This window comes from Vandammella animalimorsus, from assembly GCF_002288875.1.
In the GTDB taxonomy this organism is placed as follows: domain Bacteria; phylum Pseudomonadota; class Gammaproteobacteria; order Burkholderiales; family Burkholderiaceae_C; genus Lampropedia; species Lampropedia animalimorsus.
Map to the genome: position 1 here is coordinate 1 of NZ_NTBH01000012.1, position 12101 is coordinate 12101.

7 protein-coding genes and 3 tRNA genes are annotated in these 12101 nt (G+C 65.4%); 5 read left to right on the forward strand and 5 right to left on the reverse strand.

What is annotated here, in order from left to right; translation table 11 throughout:
- The 4 genes from CLI93_RS13520 to CLI93_RS13535 form a co-directional block, all read right to left on the reverse strand.
- A partial coding sequence (locus CLI93_RS13520) for a GTP-binding protein (RefSeq protein WP_229427325.1) occupies window positions 1-125 on the reverse strand: 125 nt, incomplete at its 3' end.
- A gap of 67 nt (window positions 126-192) precedes the next feature.
- A tRNA-Thr gene (locus tag CLI93_RS13525) sits at window positions 193-267 on the reverse strand.
- A 68-nt stretch (window positions 268-335) separates the two neighbouring features.
- Window positions 336-409, reverse strand: a tRNA-Gly gene (locus tag CLI93_RS13530).
- A 42-nt stretch (window positions 410-451) separates the two neighbouring features.
- A tRNA-Tyr gene (locus CLI93_RS13535) sits at window positions 452-537 on the reverse strand.
- A 217-nt stretch (window positions 538-754) separates the two neighbouring features.
- Here CLI93_RS13535 and CLI93_RS13540 point away from each other — a divergent pair.
- The 5 genes from CLI93_RS13540 to CLI93_RS13560 all read left to right on the forward strand — a co-directional run bounded on the left by CLI93_RS13540 (window position 755) and on the right by CLI93_RS13560 (window position 10357).
- Entirely contained in the window at window positions 755-4378 is a 3624-nt protein-coding gene (locus tag CLI93_RS13540) for a hybrid sensor histidine kinase/response regulator (RefSeq protein ID WP_095543253.1), read from the forward strand.
- Window positions 4379-4605: 227 nt separating this feature from the next.
- Window positions 4606-7323, forward strand: a complete 2718-nt coding sequence (gene leuS, locus CLI93_RS13545; protein ID WP_095543254.1) for a leucine--tRNA ligase — start codon at window positions 4606-4608, stop codon at window positions 7321-7323.
- A gap of 50 nt (window positions 7324-7373) precedes the next feature.
- On the forward strand, window positions 7374-7898 hold the full coding sequence (locus tag CLI93_RS13550) for an LPS-assembly lipoprotein LptE (protein ID WP_095543255.1): 525 nt from the start codon (window positions 7374-7376) through the stop codon (window positions 7896-7898).
- 165 nt (window positions 7899-8063) lie between these two features.
- Window positions 8064-8387, forward strand: a complete 324-nt coding sequence (locus tag CLI93_RS13555) for a DUF3579 domain-containing protein (RefSeq protein ID WP_095543256.1) — start codon at window positions 8064-8066, stop codon at window positions 8385-8387.
- 275 nt (window positions 8388-8662) lie between these two features.
- Entirely contained in the window at window positions 8663-10357 is a 1695-nt protein-coding gene (locus CLI93_RS13560) for a tannase/feruloyl esterase family alpha/beta hydrolase (RefSeq protein ID WP_095543289.1), read from the forward strand.
- Window positions 10358-10414: 57 nt separating this feature from the next.
- Here CLI93_RS13560 and CLI93_RS13565 read toward each other — a convergent pair whose 3' ends face one another.
- A complete protein-coding gene (locus CLI93_RS13565) occupies window positions 10415-11941 on the reverse strand; it encodes an acetyl-CoA hydrolase/transferase family protein (protein WP_420823130.1) in 1527 nt (508 codons plus the stop codon).
- Window positions 11942-12101 lie beyond the last annotated feature (160 nt).

Sequence of the window (12101 nt, forward strand, 5' to 3'; positions counted from 1 at the left end):
CCGCCAAACTTCTTGGACAGCACGGTGGCGATCGCTGCAGTCAGCGTCGTCTTGCCATGGTCCACGTGACCAATCGTGCCCACGTTCACGTGGGGCTTGGTGCGCTCAAACTTACCTTTTGCCATTTCTCAAACCTCGAAAGAAATGAATTACCAGAGACAAAACAACAAAGCGCCACTGCAAGCGGCGAATTGGTGCCCATGGCGGGAATCGGACCCGCGACCTCTCCCTTACCAAGGGAGTGCTCTACCACTGAGCCACATGGGCACTTTGAAATCAAACAACCAGGGCTTGAACTACTCACCAAAACGCTGAGCAACGAACGGCGCGCGCTTTGGAGCGGGAGACGGGAATCGAACCCGCGTCATCAGCTTGGAAGGCTGGGGTTCTACCATTGAACTACTCCCGCACAGCCCAAATTCTCGAAACACCAATCCAAGCAAAAGCCTGCTGGTGGAGGGAGCTGGATTCGAACCAGCGTACTCGTAAGAGGGCAGATTTACAGTCTGCTGCCTTTAACCACTCGGCCATCCCTCCGAAACGTTGCACTATAGCACAAAATTTCTGGCAACAAACTTTTTTGCGTGCACTTTACACACAACGAGGCTGGTTGCCCCAATCTGCAGGGGTACACGGCGCTGTGATTGGCGCAGGCCTTCCTTTACGATGGCGGGCTGCTGTCATCTGGGCTGCGCCGCTCTGCAAAAAGAGGATTTCTTCAAGGCCTTGCCCTGTTCATCTCGCTTGCTTTGCCATGACCTCCGCCCCCAGGCCCCCTTCGCCACCCTCCAGCCCTGCTGCTGGCGCGGCTTACAAAGCGCCTCGCCTGCATTCGCCTGCACGCAGGCTGGTGCTGGGCGTGGCGCTGGCATTGGGCATTGTGGTTTCTCTTACGGTGGCCCTGTCCCAGCGCCTGGGCCGTGAGCACCATGCCGCAGCGCAACAGAACTGGCAGCTGCGCCAGGCTCTTGAACAGCTGCAGCACGCGCGCGATCTGAACGCAGAGCTGCTGCGCCAGACGCAACCGATCAAGTCGATCATTGATGCGCCAGCGGCCGTGCCGCACCCGCCAGGAGCCACGCCGCTGCCGTACTACAGCAATGAGCTGGTTTGGGCACTAGAAGATTTGCTTCGGTTGCTGCCAGAGGCATCAACAACGCAACCGTTGCTCATGCAAAGCCAGCAACGCGCGCTGGCCAACCATGCGCTGGCAAAAGACTGGATTGCAGCGCAAACAACCGATGCGCCCTCCAGCGGCCACACGGCAATGGACGCACTCTACAGCCTGCAGCAGCAGGCCGTGGCCATTGGCAATGATTTGCGCACCGCACAGATCATGCTCAATCAGGATTTGCGCGACGTTTCCACCCATGCGCTAACAAAAACCAGCCGCTACCTGAGCATCTGGTACCAGCTCAACCTGTTGTGCGCCGTGTTGTTTGTCACCTGGCTGGCTTGGTTCATCTACCGCCATTTGTACCGCCCCAGCACCGCATTGAGGCAGTTGCTGCACGCCTATGCTCAGCAGCATTACGAGAAGGCCAGGCAGATCGGCCCCACACTGCTGCAGGACATTTCTCCCCAGCTGCGCCCAGCGCTGGGCACCGTTTTGCGGCTGCTTACCGAAAGCGATCGGCTGGCCCAGGAGGTGGCACACCAGACCATGGGCATGCGCGTGTCGCAGCAATTGCTTGAGTTGGCCAAAACCATCCCTGGCGTGATTTTTCAGTACGAGTATCTGGCCGACGGCACCCGCATTTGCCATTTCGTCAGCCCCAAGGCCGCCACTTTCTTCGGCCAGCACAGCAGCAAGCAGCAGGATGGCCTGGACGAAATCGCGCTGGCTGCAGAGCACGCGCTGCCCACCAGCGATCACGCTGTACCTCTGGCGCTGACACGCAGCCTGGGCGCACGCATCATGCAACAGCCCCAGGCCACTGATGCCTTTTCCTACGACACGCGCATCGCCTTGTTCGACGACGAGCAATGGGTGCGCACCCTGGCCAACACGACCTTGCAAGCCAATGGCTCGCGTTGGGTCAACGGGGTCTGGCTGGATGTGACCGAACACATGGCGCAGGAGCGCGCATTGGCCCAGGCTCGCCATGAGGCCGAACACATGGCCGAGAGCAAGGCGCACATGCTGGCCGTGATGAGCCATGAAATCCGCACGCCGCTCAACGGCATCCTGGGCATGACGCAGCTGACCCTCAAGGGCCGCCTGGATGCTGCACAGCGCGAGCGCCTGGAACAAGTGCTCAGCGCAGGCCAGCACCTGCTGGGCATCATCAACGATGCGCTGGATCTTTCCAAGATCGAGAGCGGGCAGCTCACCATCGAGCAAACCCCCTTCTCGCTGCAGCGGCTGGTGGCCGATGTGGCCGACCTGCTGGCGCCGCGCGCGGCGGAAAAGGGCCTGGAGTTCTGGATCGACATCCCGCACACGCTGACCGACCAGCTCATCGGCGACCCCTATCGCATCCGCCAGATCCTGATCAATTTCGTGGCCAACGCCATCAAGTTCACGCCCGCAGGAGAGGTCTCCATCCGCGTCAAGCAGCTGGCCAATCAGGATTCGCACTCGCTGACGCTGATGTTCGAGGTGCACGACACCGGCATTGGCATTGCCCAGGAAGAGCAGCAAAACCTGTTCCAGGCCTTCCGCCAGGCCGATGCCTCCATCACCCGCCGCTATGGCGGCACCGGGCTGGGGCTGGCCATCTCCAACCAGCTGGCACAGCTGCTCGGCGGGCAGACCGGGCTGCACAGCCAACCTGGCTCGGGCAGCATGTTCTGGTTCAGTGCCCAGGTGCTCAAAAATCTCGAGCGCGTGGATGAACGCGAGCAGGTCCATCGGCAGAACAACTGGCTGCAAGGCCAGCGCGTGCTGGTGCTGGAGAGCCATCAGTTCGCGCGCGAAGTGCTCTGCAACGTGCTGCGCCACCACTTCAACTGCGAGGTGCTGGCATTCGGCTCGGGAGCACAAGCACTGGCCGCCCTACAGACGAGCGGCGAGGCTGGCGCCCCCGCCGCCCCATCTTTCGATCTGAGCATCATCGCTGCACGCCTGATCGATGGCGACGCATTCACCCTGCTCAAACAGGCCAGCGCCTGGCGGCGACAGCTGGGCAAAATCTGGCTGGCCGCACCCAAGGATTTCGGCGAGCTGCCCGCCCCGCTGGAGGCAGTGGGCGTTGCCCGCATCGTTTACAAGCCGCTGAGCGCCGCTGTGCTCTACAAAGCCGTCTGGGAAAAGGCTTCCGCACTGCCGCCGCTGCCCACGCCCAGCCCCAAGCCCCGTCCAGGCATCCGGCAATTCGTCGAGCCCTCCGCCGCTGCAGAGGCCCCACCGCCCGCGCGCGCCCAACCGCCAGCTGCCAGCGCAGCCCCGATACCGACCGCGCCCAGCCAGAGCCGGATGGCCGCTGCACCAGCCACACAGGCTCAGGCCGCAGACGCCCATGCCCAGCACAGCCACGACGAGCCCGCCGAACCCGCCGAACCCGCGCCGCTGCGCATTCTGGTGGTGGATGACAACGCGCTCAATCGCGACATCGCCCAGGCCTTCCTGCAAAGCCATGTGCGCATCCCCATCGCTGTGGACCTGGCCGACAACGGTCAAGCCGCCGTGCAGGCCATCGCCCAAAGCCCCCTGCCCTACCACGCCGTGCTGATGGACCTGCAAATGCCCATCATGGACGGCTACAGCGCCGCGCGCGCCATACGCGAGCTGCCCCAGGGCAAACGCACCCCCATCTTCGCCCTCTCGGCCTACCACGGCACCCAGGAGCGCAAGGCCGCGCTGGCCAGCGGCATGAACGATTTCATCGAAAAGCCCCTGGTCGAAGAGCGGCTGTGGCACATGTTGGAGCGCTGGGACATCCTGCCCGCCAGCGACGGTGCCGACACGACCCGCCGCGCGCACATCGACGCCAGCACCGCGCCTGCGGCGCTGCCGCCAGCAGCGCGTCCTGCCCCTGCAACGCCACCACAGCCATCACCGCAGCCAGCGGCTCCTGTCCCGCCCCCCTTCCTGCCCTCCGTCTGGCATGAGCTGTGCCAGGCGCTGGGCTCGGCGCGCGCGCAAGGTCTGGCGGAACAATTCCTGCAACAGACCGCACAGCTCATCGAACAATTCGACCACGCCGTACAACAGCAGGACTGGGCCCAGGCCCGCGCCGCGACCCACAAACTCAGCGGCACGGCCGGCTCCTTTGGCCTGCAGGCGCTTGGCCAGCAGGCCAGCGCGCTGGACGAAGCCCTCAAGCAACCCGCGCCCTCATTGCCCAGCGGCTGCGCCGCCGCCCTGGCCCAGACCTTTGCCAAAGGCCAGGCCGCGTTGCAGGCGGCCATGCAGGCCGGCTGCGATGCTGGGTGAGCGCCCCTGCTGTACCCCACCAGCAAAATCGCCCACGCACCACGCTCGCCCCAGGGCGCGCTGGGCGGCAAGACGCGGCCGGCCGGGGCCATGTACAGCGCCGATAGAATGGCGCGTTGCCACGACATCGCCCCATGCCCGGCACGCGCACCCAATCCATGCGCCCGGCGGTGTGCGGCGGATGCGCCCCTCAACCGGGGCGCGCTGCTTTTTCTCAGTCCATTCCCATGCAAGAAAAATACGATCCCGCAGCGGTCGAAGCCGCCGCACAGGCCCACTGGCGTGCACAAGATGCCTACCGCGTGCGCGAAGACGCGGGCAAACCCAAGTACTACGCCTGCTCCATGCTGCCTTACCCCAGCGGCAAGCTGCACATGGGGCACGTGCGCAACTACACCATCAACGACATGCTCACGCGGTCTTTGCGCATGCAGGGCCACAACGTGCTCATGCCCATGGGCTGGGATGCCTTTGGTCTGCCCGCCGAGAACGCCGCGCTCAAGAACAAGGTGCCACCGGCGAAGTGGACCTACGAAAACATCGCCTACATGAAGGGCCAGATGCAGGCCATGGGCCTGGCCATTGACTGGAGCCGCGAGATCGCCACCTGCGACCCCGATTACTACCGCTGGAACCAGTGGCTGTTTTTGAAGATGCTGGAAAAAGGCATCGCCTACCGCAAAACGCAAGTCGTCAACTGGGATCCGGTCGATCAAACCGTGCTGGCCAATGAGCAAGTGATTGACGGGCGCGGCTGGCGCACCGGCGCGCTGGTGGAAAAGCGCGAAATCCCTGGCTACTACCTCAAGATCACCGACTACGCGCAAGAGCTGCTCGACCATGTGCAAATGGGCAACCCCAAGGCCACGCTCACCGGCTGGCCCGACCGCGTGCGCCTGATGCAAGAGAACTGGATCGGCAAGAGCGAGGGCCTGCGCTTTGCCTTCACGCACAACGTCAAAGACGACAGCGGCGCGCTGATTGGCGATGGGCGCATGTACGTCTTCACCACCCGGGCCGACACCATCATGGGCGTGACCTTCTGCGCCGTGGCGCCAGAGCACCCGCTGGCCGCCCACGCCGCGCAAGGCAATCCGCAGCTGGCCGCCTTCATCGAAAAATGCCAACAGGGCGGCACCACCGAAGCCGAGCTGGCGCTGAAAGAAAAAGAGGGCATGGACACGGGCCTGACGGTGACGCACCCGCTCACCGGCCAAGCCGTGCCGCTGTGGGTGGGCAACTACGTGCTGATGAGCTATGGCGACGGCGCCGTGATGGGCGTGCCCGGCCACGACGAGCGCGACTTTGCCTTTGCGCAGAAATACGGCCTGCCCATTCAGCAAGTGGTGCAAGTAGGCGATGCCACCTACGACGCCAGCCAGTGGCAAGAGTGGTACGGCGACAAGGAACATGGCGTGTGCGTGAACTCCGGCCATCTGGACGGCATGAACTACGCCACTGCCGTGAACACCGTGGCCGCCGAGTTGGCCGAAAAAGGCCTGGGCGAGAAAAAAACCACCTGGCGCCTGCGCGACTGGGGCATCAGCCGCCAGCGCTACTGGGGCACGCCCATCCCCATCATCCACTGCGAGCACTGCGGCCCGCAGCCCGTGCCCGAGCAAGACCTGCCCGTGCGCCTGCCCGAAGACCTGGTGCCCGATGGCAGCGGCAACCCGCTGGTGAAAAGCGAGGCCTTCCACGCGGGCGTGACCTGCCCCAAATGCGGCGCGCCCGCGCGGCGCGAGACGGACACCATGGACACCTTCGTGGACAGCTCGTGGTACTTCATGCGCTACTGCGACCCGCACAATGCCGAGCACATGGTGGCCGAAGGCACGCAGCACTGGATGCCGATGGACCAGTACATCGGCGGCATCGAGCACGCCATCCTGCACCTGCTGTACGCGCGCTTCTGGACCAAAGTGATGCGCGACCTGGGCCTGGTCAAGATCGACGAGCCCTTCACCCGCCTGCTCACGCAGGGCATGGTGCTCAACCACATCTACAGCCGCCGCACCGCCAAGGGCGCCAAGGAATATTTCTGGCCCAAGGACGTGGAGCACGTGCTTGACGACGCCGGCAAGGTCATCGGCGCCAAGCTGAAAAACGCGGTGGACAGCGCCGACGGCCCGCTGCCCGCAGGCACGCCCATCGACTACGAAGGCGTGGGCACGATGAGCAAGTCCAAGAACAACGGCGTCGATCCGCAAGACCTCATCACCCAGTACGGCGCCGACACCGCGCGCCTGTACACCATGTTCACCGCGCCGCCCGAGCTGACGCTGGAGTGGAACGACTCCGCCGTCGAAGGCAGCTACCGCTTTTTGCGCCGGGTGTGGAACTTCGGCTTCAAGCTGCACGGCATGGCGGGCGTGACGGCCGCCATTGCCGCGCTGCCAGCGAAAGACGCGCCACAGGCCGATTTCGGCAAGGCCGCCAAGGCGCTGCGCCACGAAATCCACAGCGTGCTGCGGCAAGTCGATTTCGACTACCAGCGCATGCAGTACAACACCGTTGTCTCCGGCGCGATGAAGATGCTCAATGCGCTGGAGGCCTTCAAAGGCGATGCAGGCAATGCCAGCGCAGCCGCTGACGATGTTGCACTGGCCGAGGGTTTCGGCATCCTGCTGCGCGTGCTCTACCCGGCCACGCCGCACATCGCTCACGCGCTGTGGCAGGCGCTGGGTTATGCCAAGGCGCTGGGCGACTTGCTCGACGCCCCCTGGCCCAAGGCCGATGCCGCCGCGCTGGAGCAGGACGAGATCGAATACATGCTGCAAATCAATGGCAAGCTGCGCGGCAGCATCACCGTGCCGGCCAGCGCCGACAAGGCCGCCATCGAGGCCGCCGCGCTGGCCAGCGAGGCCTTTGCGCGCCAGGCCGCAGGCGCTGCGCCCAAGAAGATCATCGTCGTGCCCAAGAAGCTGGTGAACGTTGTGGTGTGATGCGCCCCGCGTCCATCCACCCCCATCCCCAGGTCACCCGAGGAGCCCCCATGCAACGCCGCCGATTCCTGACCATGAGCGCCGCCGCCGCGGCCAGCGCCACCGCCGCCGCCAGCCTGGGCGGCTGCGGCTTTGCGCTGCGCGGCTCGGCCAAGTACCCGTTCAAATCTGTGTTCCTGCATGCGCCCGAGGCCTCGCCGCTGGCGCGCCAGCTGCAGCGCACACTCGAAGGCGCGGGCCTGACCGTGCTGCGCACGCCCAGCGATCCGGCCCTGGCCGAGCGGGTGTTCGAGCTGCTGCAAGAGCAGCACGAGCGCGCCATCGTCAGCCAGACCTCAAGCGGCGCCGTGCGCGAAATGCAGCTGCGGCTGCGCGTGCTCTACCGCCTGCGCGATGGCGACGGCCTGCAAGCCAGCGCATCGGCCCAGGGCGCTCAAGTCGTGGAGCTGCTGCAAACCCGCGAGCTGAGCTACGACGAATCCCAGGCCCTGTCCAAGGAGGCCGAGCAGGAGCTGCTGTTCAAGGACATGCAGACCGAGCTGGTGGCGCAAATCGTGCGCCGGCTGGCGCACTGAGCGACCTGATCAAAGCGCCTGTTCAAGCGCTTGCACACGCCGGCCTGGGGCCATGGGCGGCGCGCCCTGCCGACCTGAGCCCGAGTCAGTAGAATCGCCGCCTTGTCTCCCAACCCGCCTGCGGATCCAGATTGCCGCCAGCGCACTGCCCCGCACGCCCTCTCCATGTCCAGCGACGCGACGCCTTCTGCACGAGAAATCTTCATCCTGGGGAAAACCAAGGATGGCCGGACCTTCCGCCCCAGCGATTGGTCCGAACGCCTGGCAGGCGTCATGAGCCAGTTTCGCCCCCCGGGCTCGCCGCGCAGCAGCCACCTGGTCTATTCCCCTTGGTGCGTGCCCACGGTGCTGGACGGCACGCGCTGCGTGGTCGTCAACACCGCCTTGCGCGAGCACGAGCCCATGGCCTGGAGCTTCGTGATGAACTTCGCCCGCGACAACGACCTGGAAGTGCTCGAAGCCTGCCTGCTGCCCGACTCCAAGGGCTGAGCACACAACCTGGGCACAAGGCCTTGCTGCTCCCGCCGCCCAACCACGGGAAAACCCCTGGCCCGCAACGGCCCGATCAGCTCTGAGCAGTCCCCATAATGGGCCGCCCATGCTGGCCTGTATGCGCCAGCCCCGCCAGCCCTTGTCGGGGCCGTTTGGCCCCGAGCCTGTCTGGCCTTTCAGCTCAGGAGACACCCATGACGCCCATCCGCTTGCGGCGTGCGCCGCACCGCCGCTTTTCTGCATCCCGCACTGGCGCGCCGTGGCCACACAGCATGCTGGCCGGGCTGCTGGCGCTGACGCTGGCCGCCTGCGGTGGCGGCAGTGACGGCGACGCCTTGCCTCCGCCCGCTGCCTTTGATTTCGAGCGCGCCGTACAACAGCTGGCCAGCGCCAGCGTGCCTGCCGCGCAGATTGGCCTGCCCACTTCGGGTGCGCAGGTGGTGGCCGTGGATGCGCCGACCCCGGTGCGCGGCGTGCAACCGCCTGCGGCCGTGCAGGCCAAAGTGCACATTGCAGCGGCGCGGGCCGGCGACCCGGCCATCCACATGGCGCTGCTGCTGCCCAAGCAATGGAATGGCAAGGTCGTAATGCTTGGCGGAGGGGGCTACAACGGCACGATCCCCAATCTGCACAGCTACTCGGCCGCGCCTGCGGATCAAGGCCCGTTCCCGCTGCTGGAAAAGGGCTATGCCGTCTTTGCCAGCGACTCAGGCCACCGTGCCAACGCCGCCGGTAGCCGCGACGGCAGTTTTGGCGTCAATGATGCGGCGCTGGAGAACTTCTCCTACGCGGCGCTGAAGAAGGTCAGCGACACGGCCAATGCGCTGCTCACCGGCTTTTATGGCCGCGCGCCCACGCAGCGCTATTTCATCGGCGGCTCCACCGGCGGGCGCGAGGCGCTGGCCGTGGCGCAGAAATGGCCGGCCGACTGGGATGGCGTCGTGGCCTGGTACCCGGCCTGGAATGCGGCCAGCCTGGATTTGCAGTTCGGCTGCATCAGCCGCGCCTTTGCCCAGCCCGATGCCTACCCCAGCCTGGCGCAGCGCAAGCGCCTGCGCCAGGCGGCCCTGGCCCAGTGCGACGACCTCGATGGCCTGAAGGACGGCATCATCAGCCACGTGGCAGCCTGCAATGCGGCCTTCGACCCGGCCACGGCGCAGTACCAGGGCCAGCCGCTGCGCTGCGCCTCGGGCGGCAATGAGAGCGATGACTGCCTCTCGGACGCCATGATCGCTGCGCTGAAGGTCTATGACAGCACGATCTCCTTTGCCGCCTTTGCCACGCCGCAAGGCAGCGGCGAGACCCAGTACCCGGGCTTCAACATCTGGGGCTCGGAGCTGGGCGAGGAGGGCAGCAGCCCTGTGCAGCCAGTGGTGAATCTGCTGGCCATGAACACCACGCCCCCGGCCAGCCCTGCACCACTGACAGCGCCGTATTGGGCGGTGTTCTGGGACCAGTGGGTGCGCCACTTCGTCACGCGCGATGCCGGGTTTGACTCCCTCTCGCTGGATCCGCAAAACCCCGGCCCCTGGGCCGAGCGCATCAATGCCCTGATGCGGCTGCAAGACGTCAACAGCACCGACCTGAGCGCCTTCGAGCGCAAGGGCGGCAAGCTGCTCATGGCCCACGGCAGCGCCGACGTGCTGGTCAGCACCCGCGCCACAGCGCAGTACTACCAGCGCCTGCAGACCACCATGGGCGCCGAGACCGTGCGGCGCTTTGCACGCTACTACGAGGTGCCTGGCTACGGCCATGCGGCCAGCACCACCTTCAATGCCAGCTGGGATGCGCTGGGCGCGCTCGATCGCTGGGTCACCCAGGGCCAGGCCCCCAGCGCGGAGATCGTCACAGACACGGTGGGCAAGCCCGGCCGTACCCGCCCGATGTGCGAGTACCCCAGCTGGCCGCGCTACAAGGGCCAAGGCGATGCAGACCGCGCCGAGAGCTTTGCCTGCGTGACGCAGTAAGCTGCCGTCTCTGGCCGGCGCACCAGCAAGACCGACGCCGGCCAGCCCCGCCGCACATCAGGCCGGCTGCGCTGTCTGGCTCGATTGCGAGGACTGGGGCGACTGCTCTGCCTGGGCCGGCTTCATGCTGCCGGTGCGGCTGGCGCGCGCATGCCAGGACAGCGCCTCGTCCAGCAGCATCGGCGTGTGCTTGCCAACGCTGCCATGCAGCGCGCGGTCGAAGTAGTCCTGCAGCAGCGGCTGGTAATCGGGCGCGGCGCAGTGGCCGATGATGGCCTGGGCGCGCTCTTTGGGCGAAAGGCCGCGCAGGTCGGCCAGGCCGCACTCAGTCACCAGGATTTGCACGTCGTGCTCGGTGTGGTCCACGTGCGAGACGGCTGGCACGATGCACGAGAGCTCGCCGCCCTTGGCCGTGGCATTGGCCATGAAGATCGACAGATAGGCATTGCGCGCAAAGTCGCCCGAGCCGCCAATGCCGTTCATGATCGACGAGCCATAGACGTGCGTGGAGTTGACGTTGCCGTAGATGTCGGCCTCGATCATGGCGTTCATGGCAATCACGCCCAGGCGGCGGATGAGCTCGGGGTGGTTGCTCATCTCCTGCGGGCGCAGCACTATCTTGTCGCGGTAGAAGTCGATGTGGTCGACGAACTCGCGCTCGCCCTCAGGGCTGAGCGACAGCGCCGTGGCCGAGGCGTGCACCAGCTTGCCAGAACGCAGCATGTGCAGCATGCCGTCCTGCAGCACCTCGGTGTAGGCCGTCAGCTGCTCGAACGGGCCATCGTTCAGGCCGGCCAGCACGGCATTGGCGATGTTGCCCACGCCCGATTGCAGCGGCAGCAGGTTCTTGGGCAGGCGGCCGAGCTTGACCTCATGCTTGAAAAACTCGATCAAATGCCCGGCAATTTGCTGCGAGGCCGCATCGGCAGGCTTGAAAGCCGAGCTGCGGTCGGACTTGTTGGTCGGCACCACGGCAATGACCTTGTTCGGATCGCAGCGCAGGTATTGCTCGCCGATGCGGTCCTGCGGGTGCAGCAGCGGAATGGGCACGCGGTTGGGCGGCACCTGGGTGCCGTAGTAGATGTCGTGCATGCCAGCCAGCGCCAGCGGCTGGTATTCGTTGACCTCCAGGATGACCAGGTCGGCCAGATCCAGCCAGGTCTTGTTGTTGCCCACCGATGTCGAGGGGATCAGCCGGCCATCGGGCAGAATGCCGGCGACCTCGATCACCGCCACGTCGAGCTTGCCGAAAAAGCCAAACCAGACATACTGCGCCACGTGCGAGAGGTGCATGTCGATGTACTGGATGCTGCCCTCATTGATGCGCTTGCGCCCGATCGGGTCGGACTGGTAGGGCAAGCGCGTGTGGATGCCGTTGACCTTGGCCAGCGCGCCGTCGATCTCCGGCGCCGTGGAAGCGCCAGTCCACAGGTCGATCTTGAAGTTCTTGCCCTGGGCATAGAGCCGCTCGATGCGCTCGGCCAGCGCCAGCGGCACGGCCTTGGGCGCGCCCGAGCCGGTAAAGCCGCTCATGCCCACATTGGCCCCCTCGGGGATCAGCTCGGCGGCCTGCTGGGCCGACATGATCTTGCTGTGCAAGGCGGGACATTGGATGCGATCAAAGGCTGGCACGGGGTTCTCCATCAAAACATCATGAACAGGGCTGGCGACAGGGATGCGCCGCCCATGGGTGAAAACCCTGATTTATAAGCCCTGTTCACACCGCCGAAAGCGATCGCGTTGG

What these genes read in the sequence shown, in the direction of transcription:
- CLI93_RS13540 (WP_095543253.1), top strand. Translation starts at nt 755, where the DNA reads ATGACCTCCGCCCCCAGGCCCCCTTCGCCACCCTCCAGCCCTGCTGCT.
- leuS (WP_095543254.1), top strand. Translation starts at nt 4,606, where the DNA reads ATGCAAGAAAAATACGATCCCGCAGCGGTCGAAGCCGCCGCACAGGCC.
- CLI93_RS13550 (WP_095543255.1), top strand. Translation starts at nt 7,374, where the DNA reads ATGCAACGCCGCCGATTCCTGACCATGAGCGCCGCCGCCGCGGCCAGC.
- CLI93_RS13555 (WP_095543256.1), top strand. Translation starts at nt 8,064, where the DNA reads ATGTCCAGCGACGCGACGCCTTCTGCACGAGAAATCTTCATCCTGGGG.
- CLI93_RS13560 (WP_095543289.1), top strand. Translation starts at nt 8,663, where the DNA reads ATGCTGGCCGGGCTGCTGGCGCTGACGCTGGCCGCCTGCGGTGGCGGC.
- CLI93_RS13565 (WP_420823130.1), bottom strand. Translation starts at nt 11,941, where the DNA reads ATGTCGGCCCAGCAGGCCGCCGAGCTGATCCCCGAGGGGGCCAATGTG.